Genomic DNA, 22,086 nt, shown 5'->3' on the forward strand with positions numbered 1-22,086 from the left:
CCATCCAAAACATCACGTCACGTCATCGCACGCCACGTCATTCCAGCGAAAGCTGGAATCCATTTTCGCTCTTCGCTTCTACCTATTGCCCTGAAGAGCAGAGGCAAAATGGATTCCAGCTTTCGCTGGAATGACGAGATGTGGGTCGCCTGTCAGGGAGTGCCCGAACGCTATGGGCCTGGATCCCGGCCTTCGCCGGGATGACGGTGATGTGTCGCAAGACAGTGAAGCGGGACCACGGTGATGTGTCGCAAGGCAGTGGAGCGGGACGACAGTGAAGCGGACGAGTGAAGCGCAATGACGGCCAGTAGCCATGACATCACTCACTTCACCTGCACCCCATGCTTGACCACCACGTCCACCCGCTGCAGCAACGCCACCTGCTTCAGCACATCGCCCTTCACCGCGATGATGTCCGCGTACTTGCCCTCGACCACGCTGCCGTAATCCTTGTCGGCCTTCATCGCCACCGCCGGCCAGTAGGTCGCCGCACGGATCGCGTCGATGGGCGGCACGCCGAGCTGGTTCACCCACACGTCCAGCTCGTTCCAGGTGCTGCCGCTGTGGAACTTCATCGGAATGCCCGAATCGGTGCCCACCAGCAACAGCACGCCCGAATCGCGCAGCTGCTGGAACTTGCGCTTGAGCGTCGGCCAGCGCTGCGGCGTCTGCTGGAAGTAGGAAATGCGCTCCGGGTGCGCGAGCGAGCGCTTGATGTCGGCCACGGTGTCCGGCGACAGGCCTTCGTGCCACGCGTCGGCGTCGATGAACTCGTGGTTCTTCACCGTGTAGGGGAAGTTGTAGAGCCCCTCGATCGTCGGCGTCCAGAACAGCGGGCCGGCGGCCATGTTCGCGGTGCGCTCGCGCAGCGCGGCGACGATGTCCTCCGGGTATTCGGGCGACGCGGCCAGGCCGGTGTGTTCGAAACAATCCACGCCGGCCTTGAGCGCGCGGCGGATTTCCTCCGGCCGGTGCGCATGCGCGACCACGGGCAGCTTGTGCTTGTGGGCTTCGTCGACGATCGCCTGCACTTCGGCGTCGCTCATCTGGTCCTGGTCGATGAGCTTGACCACGTCCACGCCGGCCTGGGCGAGTCGGCGCACCTTTGCGCGCGCGTCGCCCGGCGAGTCCACGCCCCAGCGGAACAGTTCGGTGCCGGGGTACGGTTTCTTCTGGATGAAGGGGCCGGAGACGAACAACGTCGGGCCCGGGATCTTCCCGGCGTTGATCGCATCGCGCACGGCGATGCTGTCCTCCAGCGGCCCGCCGAGATCGCGTGCGCCGGTCACGCCCGCGTGCAGCAGCTGCAATGCCGAGGCCGGCATGATCTCGTTGCGCAGGCGCGGCGGGTAGGTGCGGTCCCAATAGTCGTAGTCGGCGTGGCCGTTGATCATCAGGTGGACGTGCATGTCCCACAGGCCGGGCAGCACGGTCATGCCTTCGGTGGAGATGACCTTCGCGCCCGCCGGCACCGGCAGTGTGTCGACGGTACCCACGGCGGTGATCCGCTCGCCCTCGATCAGGATCACGCTGTCGCGGATCGGCTCGCGCAGCGTGCCGTCGACCAATGTGCCGCCGACCAGCGCGGTGATCGGCCCGGCGTGCGCGGACGCGGCGCCAAGCAATCCCAACACAAGACCCCATACGACTGAACGCATGCGCAGACTCCGGGTGGTGGACGCGGGGATGCTATCGCGTTCGGGAAAATTGAGCGCTGGCGCGGACGCGGCGACTGCGCGACACTCCGCCGGTCCGTGGGGGAGACTCGATCGATGCCGTTCCTGGGAGTGCATGTCGCCATCGCGCTTTGCTTCGCCGTGCATGCCGTGCGCAGCGGGCAGGAGCGCTACTGGCTCTTCATCCTGTTCGCGTTCCCGATGCTGGGCAGCGTGGTGTACGCCGTCGCCATCTGGCTCCCGGAATGGCGTCACAGCCATGCCGGCCGGCAGGTCGTCCAGGGCGTGCAGCGCCGGCTCGATCCCACGCGCGAACTTCGCGCGGCCCAGGACGCTTTCGAAACGGCGGCCACGACCGACAATCGCGTGCGCCTGGCGGACGCGCTGATCGAAGCGGGCCGCGCCGAGGACGCCATGACGCATTACGAGGCAGCACTGCGCGGCCTCTATGCGGACGACCCGGATTTGCAGGTTCGCGTGGCGCGCGCGCAGTTGGAATCCGGACGCGCGGGCGATGCACGGCGGCGCCTGGACGACCTGATCCAGCGCAAGCCGGATTTCCGCTCGCCCGCCGGTCACCTGCTGTACGCACGCGCCCTCGCGGCCGAAGGCCATCGCGACAAGGCACGCCATGAATTCGACACGCTCGTGGGCTATTTCGGCGGCTTCGAAGCGCACGCGTTCTACGCTGAAACACTCGCAGGCTGGGGCGAGACCGACGCGGCCATCCGCCTGCGCGACGAAGCGCTGCGCAAGGCCAAGCGCCTGCCGGCCTATGCGCGCCGCATGAACCGTGACTACCTCAAGCGTCTGGAGCGCATCGGCGCGCGCTGAGCGGGCGCCGCGCGCCGCAGCTCAGTACGCAAACTCCCGGAACACCCGGTCGATGTCGCCCTGCCACGGGCCGTTGTAGAGATCGAGCTTGCGTTCGGCCGGCGTGATGCCGGCTTCGACGAACTCCATCATCGGCTCCAGGAACACCGACTCGTCGGCGCCGTTGGCGTTCATGCGGGCGCGGCGGCGCAGGCCCTGCGCGGAGATTTCCAGCGCGCGGCGCGCCAGGTCGAGTACGGTGCCGCCGCGGAACGGCAGCTTCAACGCGTGCTTGGGCACGCCGTCGCGCAGGGCATGGCGCTCGGCGAGGCTGAAGTCCTTGACCAGATCCCACGCCGCGTCGAGCGAAGCGTCGTCGTACAGCAGGCCGACCCAGAACGCCGGCAGCGCGCAGATGCGGTTCCAAGGGCCGGAATCGGCGCCGCGCATCTCGAGGTATTTCTTCAGCCGCACTTCCGGGAATGCCGTCGTGCTGTGGTCGGCCCAGTCGCGCAGCACCGGGCGATGACCCGGATAAGCCGGCAGCTTGCCGTCGAGGAAATCGCGGAACGACTGGCCCGAGGCGTCGATGTATTCCCCATCGCGGTAGACGAAGTACATCGGCACGTCGAGCAGGTAGTCGACGTAGCGCTCGTAACCGAAGCCGTCTTCGAAGACGAAATCGAGCAGGCCCGTGCGGCCGGCGTCGGTATCGGTCCAGATGTGCGAGCGATAGCTCAGATAGCCGTTGGGCTTGCCTTGCGTGAAGGGCGAATCGGCGAACAGCGCGGTGGCGACGGACTGCAACGCCAGCGAGACGCGGAACTTCTTCACCATGTCGGCCTCGGAGCCGACGTCCAGGTTGACCTGCACGGTGCAGGTGCGGGTCATCATGTCCAGGCCGAGCGAACCGACCTTGGGCATGTACTCGCGCATGATCTTGTAGCGGCCCTTGGGCATCCACGGCATTTCGTCGCGACGCCACTTGGGCTGGAAGCCCATGCCCAGGAAGCCCAGCCCCATCGGCTCGGCGACGGTGCGCACCTCGCGCAGGTGGCTGTTGGTTTCCGAACACGTCTGGTGCAGGTTCTCCAGCGGCGCACCGGACAGCTCCAGTTGGCCCGCCGGCTCCAGCGACACCGAAGCCTGTTCGCGCGTAAGCGCGATGACGCGGCCGTGCTCTTCCACCGGCTGCCAGCCGAAGCGGGTCAGGCCCTTGAGCAGCGCCTCGATGCCGCGATCGCCGTCGAACGTCGGCGGACGCAGATCGTCGGTGCGGAAGCCGAACTTCTCGTGCTCGGTGCCGATGCGCCAGTCCTCGCGCGGACGCACGCCGGAGCTGAGGAACTCGACGAGCTGCGCCCGACCCTCGATGGGAACATCCTTGACCTGGCTGGGACCGGACACACGCACCTCGCGAAATAAGCCCACCGCAGGGCCGGCGGCCCTGCTCGTGCGACGCCGGGGCGTTGCACGGATGCCGCGCCCCCATGGGCTTCGCGGCGGGCATGCCAGCGGACGAACGTCCAGACTGTGCAGGCCATCACGTCAGTGTAGCGAGCCGGCGTGAATGGACCTATCGCCGGCCGTGCAACGCAGTAATCCGGAAGCATCGCCTTCGCGGCCACGGTCGCGCCCTCGCGGCGGCTTGGCTACCCTGCGGACATGACCCGCGAACCACGCCCGCACGAGACCGCACCGGCCCCGCACCGTCTGCCGGATCTGCCCACACGCCACAGCGAATCGCACCGCTCCAGCCGCGTCGGCTGGCTGCGCGCGGCGGTGCTGGGCGCCAACGACGGCATCGTGTCGGTGTCGGGACTGGTGGTGGGCGTGGCCGCCAGCGGTGCCTCGCACGAGACCGTGCTCGCCAGCGGCGTGGCCGCCCTGGCGGCCGGGGCGATGTCGATGGCCGCGGGCGAATATGTCTCGGTGCAGTCGCAGGCCGACACCGAACTCGCCGACCTCGCCACCGAGCGGCGCGAACTGGCCGCGCAGCCGCAGTTCGAACTCAACGAACTCACCCACATCTACGTGCGGCGCGGCCTGGAACCGGAGCTGGCGCGGCAGGTGGCCGAACAGCTCACCGCGCACGACGCACTGGCCGCGCACGCGCGCGACGAACTGGGCATCACCGACACCCTGCGCGCGCGACCGGTGCAGGCGGCGTTCGCCTCGGCCACGGCGTTCGTCAGCGGCGGCGTGCTGCCGATGGCCTCGGTGCTGCTGTCGCCGGCCTCGATCGTGCAACCGGTGACGATCGCCGTGACGATCAGCGCGCTGTTCGTCTCCGGCGCGCTCGCGGCCCGCGCGGGCGGTGCGCCGATGCTGCGCGGCGCGGCGCGCGTGGCGTTCTGGGGTGCGCTGGCGATGGCGGTGTCGTCTGGGGTGGGGTCGTTGTTCGACGTGTCTGTGTGAACCGGCCGATGCCGCACTGCGGCAAGCCTTCACCGACAAGGGCTTACATACTGCGGCCATGTCGCAAGTGCATTACCTCGGTCGCAGCAAGAAGACCAAGATCACCTCGCTGGACATCGCCCACCGCGCCGGCGTCTCGCAGGCGACGGTGTCGCGCGTGCTGCGCGGCAGCCCGCTGGTCAACGCCGAAACGCGCAAGCGCGTCGAGGACGCGGTTCGCGAGCTCAACTACAAGGTCGACCGCCACGCCTCCAGCCTGCGCACGCAGCGCTCGGGCACGCTGGCGCTGCTGCTGTTCGAGGACCCCACGCCCGACGAGTCGCACATCAACCCGTTCTTCCTGTCGATGCTCGGCTCCATCACCCGCGCCTGCGCGCGCGAGGGGCAGGACCTGCTGATCTCGTTCCAGCAGCTCTCCGACGACTGGCACGCCGACTACGAGGACAGCATGAAGGCCGACGGCCTGATCCTGCTGGGCTACGGCGATTACCTGGCCTACCAGGGCAAGCTGGAGAAACTGGTCGCGCAGGGCACGCGCTTCGTGCGCTGGGGCGCGGTGCTGCCGGACCAGCCGGGCCTGTCGATCGGCTGCGACAACTTCAACGGCGGGCGCCTGGCGGGCGAACACCTGGTCGGACTCGGCCGTCGCCGCATCGCCTTCCTGGGCGGCGCGTCGAGCCACTGCCCGGAATTCTTCGACCGCTTCCGCGGCTGCGACGCCGCGCTGCGCGAAGTGGGCGGCGCGATGGAAGCGATCCTGCAGGTCGACGCGGAAAGCTCCGAGGAAGAAGGCTACGCCGCCGCACGCGAGTTGCTGGCGCGCGGCGGTTCGTTCGACGCGGTGTTCGCCGCGAGCGACCTGATCGCCATCGGCGCGATGCGCGCGCTGGCCGATGCGGGCCTGCGCGTGCCGGAGGATATCGCGGTGGTCGGCTTCGACGACATCCCGACCGCGCGCTTCGCCAACCCGCCGCTGACGACGGTGTTCCAGGACACCAAGCGCGCCGGCGAACTGCTGGTGGAAACGCTGCTGCGCCAGGTCATGGGCGAGCAGACGCACAGCATCACGCTGCCGACGTCGTTGGTGGTGAGAAAGTCGAGCGGCGCCTGATGCCGCGAACGCTCGGCCGCGGCTAGACTTGGCCCGGCCCGTGCGCGGTGCGCGGGTGGGGGATCACGGATGAAGCATTCGAAAGACCCGATCGTGGGTCTGGCGCTGGTTGCACTCGCCTTTCCTGCCATCGCGCAGGTCGACCTGACGCCGTATCTGAAGAAGGATGTCTACGGCGACATCAAGATCTCGCCCACCGGCGAGTACTACGCGGTCACCGTGCCGACAGCCGATCGCACCATGCTGGCGGTGATCCGCCGTTCCGACAAGGCGTTCACTGCCCGCGTCAGCGGACCGCAGAAGTCGGACATCGCCGATTTCCATTGGGTCAACGACCAGCGCATCGTGGTCAGCATGGCCGAACGCCTGAGCACGCTGGAAAGCCCCGTGCCGACTGGCGAGCTGCATGCCATCAACGCCGATGGCAAGCTCGCTCGCACGCTGATGAGCCACTACGAACGCGATACCGGCATCTCGGCGACCCAAACGTTCGGCGACTTCTACGCAGGCTTCCTCGAGGACGACCTGCCCGCCGAAGACGACAGCGTGCTGATCTCCGTGCAGGCATTCACGGCCGACCCGACCACGCGCATCGACCGCATGCACGTCGTCACGGGGCGCCGCGTCACCGTCGCCACAGCACCTGTCCGGCGCGCCCGCTTCACGACCGATGGCCATGGCGAAGTGCGCTTCGCGCGCGGCGCCGGCAGCGACAACGTCAGCAAGCTCTATTACCGGGATGCGCGCGGCGCGGACTGGCGCCTGATCAACGACGAGGCCACCAGCCACCGGGTCGAACTCGCGCTGGGTTTCGCGCCCGACAATCGCACGGCGTACCTGCAGGTGGAGCAGTCGCAGGGGCCGGATGCGATCGTGGCGCTGGACACCGCGACCGGACAGCGCAGCGACGTCCTGCGCGACGCCGTGGTCGACCCGCATTCGATCATCCACGACGCCGCCGGCAGTCCGGTGGGCGCGACCTACATGAAGGAACGGCTGGTCAGCCGCTACTTCGACGAGACTTCGCCCCCGGCGCGCGCGCAGCGCATGCTCGAGAAGGCGTTCCCCGGAATGTCCGTGCGCGTCGTTTCGTCCACGCGGGACAGCCGGCTATCGCTGATCCTGGTAGCAAGCGACCGCAGCCCGGGCGACTTCTACCTGTTCGACAACACCACGCGCGAGGCGAGTCTTGTCTTCAGCCGGGCGGACTGGTTCGATCCGGCCCAGTCGGCGCAGGTGCGCCCCATCGCGCTGACCGCTCGCGACGGCCTGCCGCTGCATGGCTATCTCACCGTGCCGCCGGGGTCGGACGGCAAGCGTCTGCCGCTCGTCGTGCTGCCGCACGGCGGGCCGTTCGGCTTCTATGACGAATGGGGATTCGACCGCGACACGCAAATGCTGGCCGCCGCCGGCTACGCGGTACTGCAGATCAACTACCGAGGCTCCGGCAACTACGGCCGCACATTCCTGCACGCCGGCGCGCGCGAATGGGGCGGCGCGATGCAGGACGACCTGACCGATGCCACCCGTTGGGCGGTGGAACAAGGCGTGACGGAGGCAGGCCGCATCTGCATCTATGGCGCGAGCTACGGCGGCTACGCGGCCCTCATGGGTGCCGCGAAGGAGCCCGACCTGTACCGCTGCGCGGTCGGCTACGTCGGCGTCTACGACCTGCAGATGCGCCGCGACGACCTGGGCGACAGCGCGCGCTGGCTTGGCACGTTCGCCAACGAATGGATGGGCGACGACGACGCGACGCTCGCGCAACGTTCGCCCAATCGCATCGCCGAGCGGATCAAGGTGCCGGTGTTTCTGGCCGCGGGCGGCAAGGACAGCACCGCGCCCATCGCCCACAGCCAGAAGATGGAGAAGGCCCTCAGGGCCGCCGGGACGCCGGTGGAGACGCTCTACTTCCCCACCGAAGGCCACGGCTTCCATACCGAAGAGCACCAACGCGAGTACTACACCCGCCTGCTCGAATTCCTGTCACGGCACCTGGGCGGCCAGAAGGCCGGTTGAGTCGGCCGCGTCACAGCGGCCGTTTCACCGCCATCAACCGATCCAGCTCCGCACGCAACTGTGGCTGCGTCACCGGCGCATCGAGCAGGAACACCTCCACGCCATGCGCCGGCACCGTCGCCTTCAGCGAACCGCCTGCGCGCACCTTCGCCTTGCCGCCCGCGATCGCCGCACGCCACGTCCCCGCCTGCACGTACCGCTTCACGTCGAATGACGCCGGCGCATCGCCCTTGTTGAGCAGCACCAACGCAGTCTGCGCCACGCCCTCGTGCTGGTACACACGATAGAACGCCGCGCGATCGCCCTTCAGCTCGACGTTGAGCTGCAAGCCGCGCTGCAACGCGGGCGAGGCCGAACGCACGTGCGCGATGCGCGTGAGGTGCTTGTGGATCGCGTGCGACGGCGCGTCCACGATCCTCTGCGCGCCGAAGTAGTTGCGGTTGCCGTCGTGCTCCGGCCGGCCGCGCATGAAGCCGACCTCCGAGCCGTAATAGACCACCGGGATGCCGCGCGCCGTGAACAGCCAGTTGTGCGCGTCGATGAAGCCTTCATCGCTCGCGTCCAGCCGCGCCATGTCGTGGTTGTCGTAGAACGTCGCCAGTTCGTACGGATTCGCGTACGGCCCGCCGTCCAGGTACAGGCGATCGGCCAGCACTTCGAAGCCCGCGCGTTCATGCCCGAACGCCTTCTCCAGCCCCTGCTTGAGCGGGAAGTCCAGCACGCTCACGTTCGCGTTCTTCGCCCAGGTGTGTTCGGCGATCTTGGTCGCGTCGTAGTCGAAGGCTTCGCCGAACATGAACATGCCCGGCCTCTCCTTGCGCATGCGCGCGACGAACTCGTGCCAGAACGGATGCGGCAACCAGCCGATGGTGTCGATGCGCAATGCATCGGCGCCCTGGTCGATCCATTGCGCATACGCACCGGCCAGGTAATCCATCACCGCCGGGTTGTTCTCGTTGAAGTCCGACAGCTCGGCCAACCCGGGCGTGGTGTTGTAGAAGCGGTGCAGCGGGTTGTGCTTCGGATCGAGCTTGGCCGGCGGCAGGTTCTGGTGATCGGCGACGAGCTTGCCGTCGCGATCGAACACCTGCCCGTACTTCGGCTGCGGCTTGGGCATCGAGTACGACGGCGAGCCGTGGTTGCCCACGATGTCCAGCACCAGCTTCATGTCCTGCCCGTGCACGGCGTCGGCCAGGCCCTTGAAATCCAGGCCCGGGCTGGGTAGGTGTTCGTCGAGCTCGTAGAAGTTGACGCCCCAGTAGCCGTGGTAGCCCGTCTTGCCGCCGTCGGTGAGGAAGCCGCCCTTCACTGCGGGCTTGCCGCCTGTGAACGCTTCGTCCGGGTTGTCGATGATCGGCGTGACCCACAGCGCGGTGAAGCCCATGCCGCGGATGTAATCCAGGTGATCGACGATGCCCTTGAAGTCGCCGCCGAGGTAACCGATGTTGTCGCCCGCATCGCTGCCGGGCGTGGGACGGTCGAACGTGCGCTTCGCCGGATCCGCGCCGCCCTGGTCGCGATGGTCGTTGGAGGGGTCGCCGTTGACGAAGCGGTCGGTGACGACAAAGTACACCGCCTCCTTCGCGAACGGTTCCAGCGTGCCGTAGTAGTCGGGCACGGCATCGGCGGCGTGTGCAGAACCCGCGCACACCGCGAGCGCCAGCGCACAGGCCAGCAGGGAACGGCGACGAACGTTGGAATGCATGCAGTGCTCCTCAATGACCGTTGGCGACAGCCGCCGCAGCGCGCGGCTCGTGCACGCGCAGCACGCACAGGCCGGCGACGATCAGGCTGATGCCGCCGATGGTCAGCGCCTGGATCGGATGTCCACCGAAGAAATGCTTGAGCAGGAAGCCCAGCAGGCTTGCCGCCACCAGCTGCGGAATGACGATGAAGAAATTGAAGATGCCCATGAACACGCCCATCTTTTCCGCCGGCACGCTGTCGGACAGCAGCGCGTAGGGCAGCGACAGGATCGAGGCCCAGGCGAAGCCCACGCCGACCATCGACAGCAGCAGCCAGTGCGGATCGCGGATCATCAGGAACGACAGCAGGCCCAGTCCGCCCAGCGAGACGTTGACCAGGTGGCTCACGCGCAGGCCCATGCGCCGCACCATCCACGGGATCACCACCGCCGCCAACGCGGCGAAGCCGTTGTACGCGGCGAACAGCACGCCGACCCAGTTGGCGCCGTCGTTGTAGGCCGCCGACGCGGTATCGGAGCTGCCGAAGTGCACCTGCGTGACCGCGCCGGTGGTGTAGATCCACATCGCGAACAGTGCGAACCAGGAGAAGAACTGCACGACGGCGAGCTTGCGCATTTCCGCCGGCATGTCGTGCAGGTCGCCGACGATCTGCGCGAACGCGCCGCGGCCCTGCAAACCGCTGGCGACGATCAGCGACGCGCCATAGGCGATGAGCAGACCCGCGAGGATGTAGAGCTGCTTGTCCAGCGCCAGCTGCCACACCGCGAACGCGGCGGCGACGCCGACCAGCAGCCACACCGCACCGTTGCGCCGGGCGCGTGCGCCATCCAGCGGACGCTGTGGCGCGCGCGCCACGGTGTCGTGCGCGCGCAGCACCTCGGGCGGGTATTCGCGCGTGCGCAGCACCGTCCAGCCCACGGCGAGCAGCAGCACCGCGCCGCCGAAGTAGAACGCGTAGCGCACCGTGTCGGGTACTTCGCCCGGCCCGGCGGTGTTGCCCACGCCCGCCTGCGCCAGCAGCCACGGCAGCAGGCTGGCGATCACCGAGCCCACGCCGATGAAGAAGCTCTGCATCGCATAGCCGCTGGCGCGTTGCGAGGTCGGCAACTGGTCGCCGACGAAGGCGCGGAACGGCTCCATCGAGATGTTGATCGACGCGTCCAGCACCCACAGCAGGCCGGCGGCGATCCACAAGGTCGGCGAGTTCGGCATGAAGAACAGCGCCAGCGTCGCCAGCACCGCGCCGATCAGGAAGTACGGACGACGACGCCCCAGGCGCGTCCAGGTGCGGTCGCTCAGGTAGCCCACGATCGGCTGCACGATCAGGCCCGTCAGCGGCGCGGCGATCCACAGCACCGGGATGTCGTCCATGCTCGCGCCGAGCGTCTGGAAGATGCGGCTGACGTTGGCGTTCTGTAGCGCGAAGCCGAACTGGATACCGAGGAAGCCGAAGCACATGTTCCAGATCTGCCAGAACGACAGGCGCGGTTTCGTGCTCATGGAGAAGCCTTCTGATTGATTGGAGCCGCGTTGACCGGCATCGCGTGCAGCGCGCCGATGTCGGCCGAGTTGAGCGGCCCGTCGACGCCGCCCGTGCCCCCGGTATAGCGCGCGTTGTGTCGAAGGTAGGACATGTTGATGCCGTCGCGCAGCGCGAGGCGGCACGTCGCGCCCTTCGGAACCTCGACCACGACCGGACTGGAGCGCTGCAGCGCCGCGCCGTGCGGCATCACCAGCGTGCCGGTCTGCTCGGCCATGCCGTCGCATTGCACCACCAGCGTCTTCACCGCCGCCGTGATGCCGGTGTTGATCGGGCCGTACGTGTTGCGGAAGTCGACGCTGAGCGCGTAGCGACCCGCGCGCGGTGCGCGCCAGGTGCGCGGCCAATCGCCGTCGATCGCCACCTCGGCGCCGACGCAGCGCGTGGGCGAGTGCAGCGACTCGATGCCGTCGTGAACGCGCGTGAGGCTGGCGCATTGGCGTGCGTCGCGCACGTCGAGGCGCGCGCTCGAAGCCATCGGTGATGCGCGCGTCTTCAAGACGCCGTCGACATACAGGTTCTGGCCGGCGGGAACGTCGATGCGCCAATGCGCTCCGTCGCGCTTCATCGCCGGCGCCTCCGGCGATGCCGGCGCGAACGCCGCGGCGTCGAGGTGCGAAGGCTCGACCACCGGCGCGCCGCGCAACGGCACCAGGTACACCGTCTCGCGCTCGCCGTCGCGCTCGACAGGTCCGTGCACCAGCAAGTCGCCCTCGCCGGCCGGCGGTCGCACGATGACGACCTCGCGTCCGGGCATCGACAGGGTGATGCGGACGCCGTCGCCGAACAGCAGCGGCACCAGCGACGTCGGGATCTTCGGCTCAACGCTGCCATCGGCCTGCAGGCCGAACACGCCCTCCATCACCATCTGCAGATAGCCCGCGACCGACCACAGCTGGCGCGGCGAATTCACGACGGGCCCACTGAGCGCGCCGTCGTCCACGTGCACGGCCTGCGTGCGCAGCTCGTAGTTCTCCATGTTCGATCCCGCCAGCGCCGCGCCGCGCAGGATCGAACGGATCTCGTGATCGATGCGCGCGGCGTCATTCGTGGTACGCGCGGCACGCAGCGCGTAGGCACTGACGAAGGGCCAGATCGCGCGGTTGTGATAGATCGCGATGCCGGGCTGCTGCGGCCAGATGACCGGGCTGCCGGAGTCCAGCATCGGGTAGTTCGCCAGCGCGCGGCGTGCGCGATGCGGCGGCGCGATGCCGCTTTCGACCAGCAGCGACAGGCCGAGCAGGTCGTAGGCTTCGAACGGCACCGGATGCGCGGCGGTGCCGATGTAGCTCATGTACAGGCCGCGGTCTTCGCGCCAGAAGCGCCGCTCGATCTGCGCCGCCAGTGCTTTGGCCTGGCGCGCGTACTCGTCCGCGCGGGCGTCGCCGCGTTCGCGCGCCATGCGTTCGCCCAGTCGCAACGCTTCGTAATGCAGGACGTTGGTGGAGAGCGCGAAGGATTGCGCGAGGAACGCGACGTCGTTCGACGTCCAGCGCGGGTACGACTGCTCGCGCCAGTCGAGGAAGGACGTCTCGCCGCGGTACAGGCCCGTGTCCGCGTCGAACACGTATTGCCGATCCTGCGCCAGCGTGTCCGTCAACGCGGCCCACACTTCATCGCGGAAACGCCCGGCGTCCGCATCGGCGGCGGGGGCATCGAGCAGGCCGCGTGCGGCAAGGAACCAAACCACGCGATCGCTGCTGATCGGCCAGCTGCCGCCCGAGCCCGTGTCCTGCACCACGTAGGTGCCCTGCGGCGCACCGGCGCGCAGGTCGGACAGCTTGAAGCGCAGCGCGGCGCGCGTGCGTTCCGGGCGCAGGCGCGCCAGCGCCAGATCGGCGGCGAACGACAGGTCGCGCGTCCACACGTAGCGCCATTTCTCGCCCGTCTCGAAACACGGGCATGGAATCGGGCGGCCGTTGTCGTAGGCGTTGTCGCTGATCGATTCGACTTGCGCCTGCGTCAGTTCCTTCTGCGCCAGCGCGAACAGGCCGTCGAACAACGGGCTCGCGGTGCGGCTGCGAAGTGCTTGCGCTGGAATCCCGATGTCCTTCGCGTCGGCCGCGCCGGGATGCAGGCGCCAGCCATCGCCGTCGCTGCGCATGCGGGCCTGATGGCCCTGCCACGTGAGGCTGTCCCGCCATTCCACGTCGACCGAAGCCGCCTCGACGGCCGTCGCGACGCCCGCAAGCGCCAGCGCGATCGCGAGCGTGGCGCGTGGCATGCAGCGCATCGGCGCCGGACGGGTTCGATTCATGCAGCTTCCCCAGCTCAGTCGCGCCATGGTAGTGCGCGGGGCCGGCGGCGGCGCCGGCTGTATACGTATTCATCGCCGGCATCGGCCCGCGGCAATGTCCAGCGGCGGGGCCTCGTGGAATAGTGCACGCCATCGCGCGCCAGCAGGCGCGTGCATACGATCGATTCGGCACGGACGGCACGGCAGACACAGGGACGGCAGCGTCGGGGATGAAAGGGCAGATGGCGGAAGTCAGGAACGCGGAACAGACCCACTGGTGGCGCGGCGCGGTGATCTACCAGATCTACCCGCGCAGCTTCCTGGACACCAACGGCGACGGCGTGGGCGACCTGCCGGGCATCGAGGCGCGACTGGATTACGTCGCCAGCCTCGGCGTGGACGCGATCTGGATCTCGCCGTTCTTCAAGTCGCCCATGGCCGACTTCGGTTACGACATCGCCGATTACCGCGATGTCGATCCGTTGTTCGGCACGCTGGACGATTTCGACCGCCTGCTGGCGAAGGCGCACTCGCTCGGCATCCGCGTGATGATCGACCAGGTGCTCAGCCACACCTCGATCGAGCACGCGTGGTTCAAGGAAAGCCGCGAAAGCCGCGACAACGCCAAGGCCGACTGGTACGTGTGGGCAGACGCGAAGCCCGACGGCACGCCGCCCAACAACTGGATGTCGCTGTTCGGCGGCGTCGCATGGCAGTGGGAGCCGCGCCGCGGCCAGTACTTCCTGCACAACTTCCTGGCCTCGCAGCCGGACCTCAACTTCCACCACCCTGCGGTGCAGGCGGCCACGCTGGACAACGTGAAGTTCTGGCTGGACCGCGGTGTCGACGGCCTGCGCCTGGACGCGATCAACTTTTGCTTCCACGACACGCAGCTGCGCGACAACCCGGCCAAGCCGGCGGAACTGCGCACCGGTCGCGGGTTCAGCCCGGACAATCCGTATGCGTTCCAGTACCACTGGTACAACAACACGCAGCCGGAGAACGTGGCGTTCCTGGAGGAACTGCGCGCGTTGCTCGACCGCTATCCCGGCGCGACCACGCTGGGCGAGATCTCCTCGGAGGACTCGCTGGCGACCATGGCCGAGTACGTCAACGAACGCCGCCTGCACATGGGCTACAGCTTCGAGCTGCTGACGGACGACTCCAGCGCGGCCTACATCCGCGGCACGGTGGAGAACCTGGAAGCGAAGATGCGCGAAGGCTGGCCGTGCTGGGCCATCTCCAACCACGACGTGCAGCGCGCGGTGACGCGCTGGGGCGGCGATGCTGCGCTCGATGCGGACCTGGCCAGACAACTTGTCGCGCTGGTGTGCTCGCTGCGCGGTTCGGTGTGCCTGTACCAGGGCGAAGAACTGGGACTGACCGAGGCGGAGGTGCCGTTCGAGGCGTTGCAGGACCCGTACGGCATCACCTTCTGGCCGAACTTCAAGGGCCGCGACGGATGCCGCACGCCGATGCCGTGGAACGGCGATGCCAACGGCGGTTTCAGCGCTGTGCAGCCGTGGCTGCCGGTGCCGGCCGAACACGGCGCGCTCAGCGTTTCGGTGCAGGACGAGAACGCCGGTTCGGTGCTCAACGGTGTGCGCCACCTGCTGCGCTGGCGCAAATCGCAGCCGGCGCTGGTGACCGGCGAGATCGCCTTCCTCGACGCGGCCGAGCCGGTGCTCGCCTTCACGCGAGGCGCCGGCGAGGAGACGTTGCTGGTGGTGTTCAATCTGTCGGCGACGGCGCAGGCGTGGGACGTGCCCGCGGCGCTGCACGCGCTGGCGCCGATCGATGATCACGGTCTGCGCGCGGGCGAATTGCGCGATGGCACGTTGCAGCTGCCGCCTCGCGGCGTGTTTTACGCGCGGGTCGGCTGAGGTCCTCGTGCGAATCGCTCGCTACCGCTCCTGCCCCCTCCCCTGCTCGCAGGGAAGGGTTGGGGAGGGGTCGCGAAGCCGCACCGCGGCTAGCTCCGCGCTGACGCGCATGGCCGCCTCCGCCTTCGTCCTGATGCTCTCGATCGCCGACCTCCTCTCGCACGGCGCCAGCGCCATCGAGCCGTTGTCGCCGCAACCGCAACCCGGACAGGTGACGACCGAAGCACTCAAGCTCGAGGCCACCGCGTTCGCACCGGAAGGCATGCAGGCCACGGTCTTCCTGCCGCCGGGCTACCGCGCCGGAACGCAGCGCCACCCCGTGCTCTACCTCAACGACGGGCAGGACCGCGACGCCGTCCGCCTGCGCGAAACGCTGCAGCAGCTCATCGCCGGCGGCGAGATCCGCGCGCCGATCGTCGTCGCCATCGACATGCCGCGCGATCGCATGGGCGCCTACGGGCTCTCCGATCGTGAACGCGGCACCAGCCTGGTGGCGAAGACGAAATACGGCGGCGTGGGCACGCACGCACACGAATACTCCGAGTGGGTCGCGCACACGCTCGTGCCCGCGATCGATGCGCGTTACCGCACGCGCGCCACGCCCGATGGGCGCGCGATCCTGGGCTGGTCGCTGGGCGGGCTGAATGCGTTCAACCTGGGCTGGCAGTATCCGGAGGTGTTCGGGCGCGTGGGCGCGTTCTCGCCGTCGTTCTGGCCCGCCTCGGACACGACCGACGACGCCAGCATGCAGCGCACGCGCATGGCGCAGCACATGGTCGATACGAGCCCGCCACGCAACGGCGCGCGCTGGTTCTTCGCGGTCGGCACGGACGAGGAAACCCATGACCGCGACGGCGACGGCATCAACGACGCCATCGACGACACGCGCGACCTGCTCGACGGCTGGAACGCCGACGCCGGCGGCATGAAGGGTCTTCGCCAGCGCGACTACAGCACCAACGACGACTATGCCGCACGACCGACGCGCGCGGATGCCTCGCTCTATCTGCTGCCCGGCGGTCGACATGAACAGGCGAGCTGGGCTCGCATGCTGCCGGTGTTCCTGCGCTGGGCGTATGCCGTTCACGCGCCTGCGCTGGAAGCGACGGGTCGCGTGGACAGTTACCAGGACGTACCGTCCGCGCATGTTCCCGCGCGCAACGTCGATGTGTGGCTGCCGCCGTCGTATGCCACGCATCCCGGGCGCCGCTATCCCGTCCTGTACATGCACGACGGCCAGAATCTGTTCGACCCGTCGATGTCGTTCACCGGCATCGACTGGGACATCGACGGCACGATGACCGAACTGATCGACGCCCGTCGCGTGCGCGAGGCCATCGTCGTGGCGATTTCGAACACGCCGCTGCGCTCGAACGAGTACTGGCCCGCGAAAGCCGTGCCTGCAAGCGTGATTTCGCCGGAGCAGCGCGCGCAGCTGCTGTCCGATGGCTACCTGCGCTTCATCGTCGAGGAGCTCAAGCCTGCCATCGACGCAACGTATCGCACCCAACCCGCCCGCGACGACACGATGGTGATGGGCGCGAGCCTGGGCGGCCTGATCTCGGCCTATGCGATGAGCGAGTATCCGGACGTATTCGGCGCGGCGGGCGGTCTGTCGACGCACTGGCCGGCGAACGACGGCGCCCTGATCGACTACCTGGCCGCGCACCTGCCCGCGCGCGGCACGCACCGGTTCTACTTCGACCACGGCACGGCGACGCTGGACGCCGACTACGCGCCGTACCAACAGCGCATGGACCGCGTGCTGCGCGACGCCCGGTGGCGCAGCGGGCGCGATTTCATGAGCCGCGAGTTTCCCGGGGCCGAACACAACGAGCGCGCGTGGCGCGATCGGGCCGAGGTGCCGCTGCAGTTCCTGCTGGGACGCTGAAGACGTCGCAGCGCCAGGACCCGCGCATCGCGCGGGCGCTCGCCCGTGCGCGGGAAAACGCTTGCATGCCGCTTCGCGCCGTGATCGCGGGCGATGAATACGTATGCAAAGGAATTTGTGCAGGGATGGGTCCGTCTACCATCGCCGCTACGTCCCGGACCGGTTTTTTTTGCCGATTCGGGCGCGGGCCCCGACGAGCGCTGGCGCTTTGCCGCGACGGACGCGGGCCGACACACAAATAAAAGCCGGATCACTGGGAGGGGAGATGCAACTCAAGCGCAATCTGCTGAGCGTGGCGCTGGCGTCGGCAACGATGCTGATCGCCGTTGGCGCACAGGCTCAGGTCGCCACGCAGGCACCGGAATCGGAGCCGTCGGCGCAGAACGAAACCACCACGCTCGATTCCGTCGTCGTCACCGGCATCCGCGCCGGCATCGAGACGTCGATCGAAACCAAGCGCGAATCGACGTCGATCGTGGAGGCCATCTCGGCCGAAGACATCGGCAAGCTGCCGGACGTGAGCATCGCCGAGTCCATCGCGCGCCTGCCCGGCCTGTCGGCGCAGCGCGTGGGCGGTCGTGCGCAGGTCATCAGCGTGCGCGGCCTGTCGCCGGACTTCGCCACCACGCTGCTGAATGGCCGCGAGATGGTGTCCACCGGCGACAACCGCAGTGTCGAGTTCGACCAGTACCCGGCCGAGCTGATGAGCGGCGTGACCGTGTACAAGACGCCCGACGCGGGCCTGGTGGGCCAGGGCCTGTCCGGCACGATCGACATGCGCACCGTGCGTCCGCTGGATTACGCCGAGCCCGTGATCGCGGTGAGCGGCCGCCTGCAGCGCAACTCGCTGGGCGACGCCGCCAACGCCGACGACGACGGCAACCGCCTCAATGCCGCCTACATCGGCCAGTTCGCCGACCGCACCATCGGCTTCTCGATCGGCTACTCGCACACCGAGCTGCCGATCCAGGAAAACCAGGTCGGCCTGTACGAACCGTGGAGCCAGACCAACACCACCGATCGCCAGCGCAACGGCGTGCCGAACGGCGTGTACTTTTCCGACGGCATCAAGGCGCTGCGCCGCACCGGCGAGATCGAACGCGACGCGGTGATGGCGACGCTGCAGTACCGTCCGTCCAACGACTGGACCAGCACGCTGGACATGTTCCACACCAGCGCCGACCAGGAAGACACGGCCAACCAGTTCGAAGTGAACCTGTCGGGCTACAACGGCGGTTTCAACCCCGTGCCGATCATGGTGAACCCGCAGGTCAACGCCGACGGCACGTTCACCGGCGGCGTCGCGCAGAACGTCTATCCGCTCGTGCGCGGCATGTACCGCAAGCGCGAGGACAAGATCGACGCGTTCGGTTGGTCGAACGACTTCAACGTCGGTCTGACCCGTGTGAAGGCCGATATCGCCTGGTCGCGCGCCAAGCGCGACGAACTGCTGCTGGAGAACAACCTGCAGCAGATCCCGCGCCCGCAGCTGGATAACCTCGGCCTTGCGTACAACAGCAACGGCTTCTCCTGGATGGTGCCGCAGCGCGACTACTCCAATCCGGAATCGCTGTTCCTGACCAACACGATCTACGGCTCCGGCTACGGCAAGGTGCCCAGCGTCGAGGACGAACTGAAGTCCTACACGCTGGCGGCCGCGTTGCCGGTGCCGCAGTCGATGGACTGGATGTCCAGCATCGACGTGGGCCTGAACTACGCCGACCGCGAAAAGCACAAGACGCAGCCGGAAGGCAACATCAACCTCGGCCCGCAGGGCGACATCGCGATCGCGCGTGACCTGCAGTACGGGCTGGTGGACCTGGGCTTCGCCGGCATCGGCCACATCCCGTCGTGGAACGTGCCGGCGGCGGTTGCGCGTTACATGACGTTCGAGCCGGTCGACAACCTGTCGTACCTGATCCCGAAGGCGTGGACGGTGGACGAGAAGCTCACCACCGGCTTCGTGAAGGCCAACATCGACACCGAATGGGGCAACGTCGGCGTGCGCGGCAATGTCGGCGTGCAGATCCAGCATGCGGACCAGTCGTCGCAGGCGAACTTCTGGGATTCCACCCAGCCGGCGGGCAGCGAAGTTCAGCCCTACGAGAACGGCAAGACCTACACCGACTACCTGCCGAGCATGAACCTGGCGTTCCTGTTCGCGCACGACCAGACGCTGCGTCTGGCGCTGGCACGGCAGGTCGCGCGTCCGCGCGTTGACCAGCTGCGCGCATCGCTGGAGTTCGGCGTGGACACCGCAACGGGCAAGCCCGGCGCGAGCGGCGGCAATCCGGAACTGGATCCGTGGCGTGCGAACGCATTCGACATCTCGTACGAGAAGTACTTCGGCACCAAGGCCTACGTGGCTGCCGCGTACTTCTACAAGGACCTGCGCAGCTACATCTACACGCAGACCAACGACAACTTCGACTTCTCGGCGTTCGTCGCCGACTACGTGCCCGGTCCGAACGAGCCGCCGACCCAGACCACCGGCAACTTCACCGCGCCGTACAACGGCGAGGGCGGCAAGCTGCAGGGCATCGAGTTGAGCGCGTCGTTGCCGCTGGACATGCTGTGGGCGCCGCTGGAAGGCTTCGGCATCCAGGCCAGCGCGAGCTTCACCGACAGCGACATCAAGATCCTGGATCCGGAAAGCGCGTCGAGCGTGGGCAGCGATCCGATCAGCCTGCCGGGCCTGTCGGACGAGGTCTACAACTTCACCGCGTACTACGAGCGCAGCGGTTTCGAAGCGCGCGTGAGCCAGCGCAAGCGTTCGGACTTCATCGGCGAGATCGGCAACTTCGACGGCAACCGCACGCTGCGCTACGTGGTGGGCGAGGACCAGATCGACGCGCAGGTGAGCTATGCCTTCGGTGAAAGCAGCTCGCTGGCGGGGCTGACGCTGACGCTCGAGGCCAGCAACCTGACGAACTCGCCGTACCAGACCTACGCCGGCACGAAGGATCGTCCGCTGGAGTACATCGAGTGGGGTCGCACCTACCTGGTGGGCGCAAGCTACAAGTTCTGACCGCTCCCTCCCGCGGCCATTGAAGCCCCTGCCGGTGCGAACCGGCGGGGGTTTTGTTTTTTGGGGCGCGCGGTGGCAGCGATCGCACACGGACAACGTTCCAATGCCGTGCGAAGGGCGGGATTCAGGCTGTCACGCTGTCCAACACATCACGTCATCCCGACGAAGGCCGGGATCCAGGTTGTCACGCCGCCCGCCACCTCACGTCATTCCAGCAAAACCTGGAATCCATCGTGCTGTTGATAGCCAACGGCGAAAGCGTGGAACGTCCCTGGAGAGTGCCGCCGCGCGGCGGCCCAAAAGCCCCGCTTTCGCGGGAATGACGGTGGGGTGGTTCACCACAGAGGGAGTTCCCGGATGCTGCGTGCCTGGATCCCGGCCTTCGCCGGGATGACGGTGGATTTGCTGTGGCTACGGTGGATTTGCTGTTGCTGCTGATATTGCTGTTGCTCTTGCTCTTGCTCTTGCTCTTGCTGTTGCTGTTGCTGTTGCTGTTGCTGTCGAACAGCCTTTCAGGTCCCTAGCCCCGAAGGGCGCCGCACATGGATGTGCGGCGGTGAGCGCTGAGCCATGGATGGCGAATCGCGAACGCGCCCTTGCTCCGTCCGGTCGTGGGATTGGGGTGTCAAGGAAGGCCCTTTCTTTTGGTTACTTTTCTTTGGGCAAGCAAAGAAAAGTGACCCGAGCGGCGTAGCCGATCGGAAGCTTTGTTGTTGCTCCTTCTTTGAGAAAGCCTGAGAAAGCCAAATCAAAATGGATTCCAGCTTTCGCTGGAATGACGGTGACAAGGTTTGCCGCTATCGGAGTGCCCACGTACTGCGGGCCTGGATCCCGGCCTTCGCCGGGATGACGGTGAAGTGGGTCGCCGCACGGGGAGTGCCCACGCCCTGCGGGCCTGGATCCCGACCTTCGCCGGGATGACGGTGACGCGGGTCGCCGCACGGGGAGTGCCCACGCCCTGCGGGCCTGGGTCCCGGCCTTCGCCGGGATGACGGGATCGGAAGGTGACGATGACGATGACGATGACGTTGTCGTCGTCCCCTCGCGGCTTTCGCCGGAACGAGGCGCAGGAGCGTCAGAGCCCCAACCACCCCGCCACGACCGCCCTCGCCTCATCGACACCCTGCTTCGACTCACCCGAGAACGTCTGCACGCTCACCGTATCGCCGAACGCACTGAACAACTCCTTCTTCACCGCCAACAGCGCCTGCGACTGCTGCCCGCGACCGAACTTGTCCGCCTTCGTCAGCAACGCATGCGCCGGAAGCCCGCGGCTGACCGCATAACCGAGCATCTGCCGGTCGTAGTCCTTCAGCGGATGGCGGATGTCCATCACCACCACCAGGCCCTTCAGCGACTCGCGCGTGCGGAAGTACTGGTCGATGAAAGCCTGCCAGTGCGCCTGCAGGTCCTGCGGCACCTTGGCGTAACCGTAGCCCGGCAGGTCGACCAGGAAGCGCGGCTGCGCCTCCATCCCGGTCGGGGTCATGTCGAAATAGACCAGCTGCTGGGTGCGCCCGGGCGTCTTGGACACGCGCGCCAACGCGTTCTGCTGGCACAGCGCGTTGAGCGCGCTGGACTTGCCGGCGTTGGAGCGGCCGGCGAAGGCGACCTCGAAGCCGCCCTCGGGCGGAAGCTGCTTGTGGTTGTGCGCCGAGAGCAGATAGCGGGCGCGAACGAAGGGATTGGCCATGCCACTAGGATCGCACGGGTGCATGCGCGAACGCGGCAGGAAACGCACGAGGCACCCCGTCGACAGGCCGCG

At 67.6% G+C, this 22,086-nt stretch carries 13 protein-coding genes; 7 read left to right on the forward strand and 6 right to left on the reverse strand.

What is annotated here, in order from left to right; all coding sequences use genetic code 11:
* Window positions 1-323 precede the first annotated feature (323 nt).
* The gene (locus AAFF32_RS01505; protein WP_342316247.1) at window positions 324-1,658 is read right to left on the reverse strand and encodes an amidohydrolase family protein; all 1,335 of its coding nucleotides are present in this window, start codon (window positions 1,656-1,658) and stop codon (window positions 324-326) included.
* A 114-nt stretch (window positions 1,659-1,772) separates the two neighbouring features.
* Between AAFF32_RS01505 and AAFF32_RS01510 the strand changes: the two genes are divergently transcribed.
* Window positions 1,773-2,510, forward strand: coding sequence for a tetratricopeptide repeat protein (locus tag AAFF32_RS01510; RefSeq protein ID WP_342316248.1), 738 nt, complete (start codon window positions 1,773-1,775; stop codon window positions 2,508-2,510).
* 21 nt (window positions 2,511-2,531) lie between these two features.
* On the opposite strand, the gene AAFF32_RS01515 is transcribed toward AAFF32_RS01510, so the two are convergent.
* Entirely contained in the window at window positions 2,532-3,896 is a 1,365-nt protein-coding gene (locus AAFF32_RS01515) for a glutamate--cysteine ligase (RefSeq protein ID WP_342316249.1), read from the reverse strand.
* A 315-nt stretch (window positions 3,897-4,211) separates the two neighbouring features.
* Between AAFF32_RS01515 and AAFF32_RS01520 the strand changes: the two genes are divergently transcribed.
* The 3 genes from AAFF32_RS01520 to AAFF32_RS01530 all read left to right on the forward strand — a co-directional run bounded on the left by AAFF32_RS01520 (window position 4,212) and on the right by AAFF32_RS01530 (window position 8,037).
* Window positions 4,212-4,907 carry a VIT family protein gene (locus AAFF32_RS01520; protein WP_342317194.1) on the forward strand — a complete coding sequence of 232 codons (696 nt, stop codon included), beginning with the start codon at window positions 4,212-4,214 and terminating at the stop codon, window positions 4,905-4,907.
* Between the two features lie 58 nt (window positions 4,908-4,965).
* Entirely contained in the window at window positions 4,966-6,018 is a 1,053-nt protein-coding gene (locus AAFF32_RS01525; protein ID WP_216965563.1) for a LacI family DNA-binding transcriptional regulator, read from the forward strand.
* A gap of 69 nt (window positions 6,019-6,087) precedes the next feature.
* Window positions 6,088-8,037 carry a S9 family peptidase gene (locus AAFF32_RS01530; protein ID WP_342316250.1) on the forward strand — a complete coding sequence of 650 codons (1,950 nt, stop codon included), beginning with the start codon at window positions 6,088-6,090 and terminating at the stop codon, window positions 8,035-8,037.
* Between the two features lie 10 nt (window positions 8,038-8,047).
* Here the strand turns inward: AAFF32_RS01530 and AAFF32_RS01535 are convergent, their stop codons facing one another.
* From AAFF32_RS01535 to AAFF32_RS01545, 3 genes are read right to left on the reverse strand one after another with little or no spacing between them, the layout of a single operon-like run.
* Window positions 8,048-9,742: an alpha-amylase family glycosyl hydrolase gene (locus AAFF32_RS01535; protein WP_342316251.1), complete on the reverse strand. Its 1,695-nt coding sequence runs from the start codon at window positions 9,740-9,742 to the stop codon at window positions 8,048-8,050.
* 10 nt (window positions 9,743-9,752) lie between these two features.
* On the reverse strand, window positions 9,753-11,243 hold the full coding sequence (locus AAFF32_RS01540) for an MFS transporter (RefSeq protein ID WP_342316252.1): 1,491 nt from the start codon (window positions 11,241-11,243) through the stop codon (window positions 9,753-9,755).
* The gene (locus AAFF32_RS01545) at window positions 11,240-13,540 is read right to left on the reverse strand and encodes a Six-hairpin glycosidase-like protein (RefSeq protein ID WP_342316253.1); all 2,301 of its coding nucleotides are present in this window, start codon (window positions 13,538-13,540) and stop codon (window positions 11,240-11,242) included. Before AAFF32_RS01545 ends, AAFF32_RS01540 begins: the two co-directional genes overlap by 4 nt.
* Before the next feature lie 221 nt (window positions 13,541-13,761).
* Here AAFF32_RS01545 and AAFF32_RS01550 point away from each other — a divergent pair, with 221 nt between their 5' ends.
* From AAFF32_RS01550 to AAFF32_RS01560, 3 genes are all read left to right on the forward strand, one after another.
* Window positions 13,762-15,402 (forward strand): alpha-glucosidase family protein, encoded by a 1,641-nt coding sequence (locus tag AAFF32_RS01550; protein WP_342316254.1) that lies wholly within the window; start codon window positions 13,762-13,764, stop codon window positions 15,400-15,402.
* A 109-nt stretch (window positions 15,403-15,511) separates the two neighbouring features.
* Complete coding sequence (locus tag AAFF32_RS01555) at window positions 15,512-17,293, forward strand: alpha/beta hydrolase-fold protein (protein WP_342316255.1); 1,782 nt, start codon at window positions 15,512-15,514, stop codon at window positions 17,291-17,293.
* Window positions 17,294-17,558: 265 nt separating this feature from the next.
* Window positions 17,559-20,321, forward strand: a complete 2,763-nt coding sequence (locus tag AAFF32_RS01560) for a TonB-dependent receptor (protein WP_216965551.1) — start codon at window positions 17,559-17,561, stop codon at window positions 20,319-20,321.
* Window positions 20,322-21,396: 1,075 nt separating this feature from the next.
* Here the strand turns inward: AAFF32_RS01560 and yihA are convergent.
* Window positions 21,397-22,014: a ribosome biogenesis GTP-binding protein YihA/YsxC gene (gene yihA / locus AAFF32_RS01565; protein WP_216965547.1), complete on the reverse strand. Its 618-nt coding sequence runs from the start codon at window positions 22,012-22,014 to the stop codon at window positions 21,397-21,399.
* Window positions 22,015-22,086 lie beyond the last annotated feature (72 nt).

It is taken from the genome of Lysobacter sp. FW306-1B-D06B, assembly GCF_038446665.1.
Taxonomy (GTDB): Bacteria; Pseudomonadota; Gammaproteobacteria; order Xanthomonadales; family Xanthomonadaceae; genus Lysobacter_J.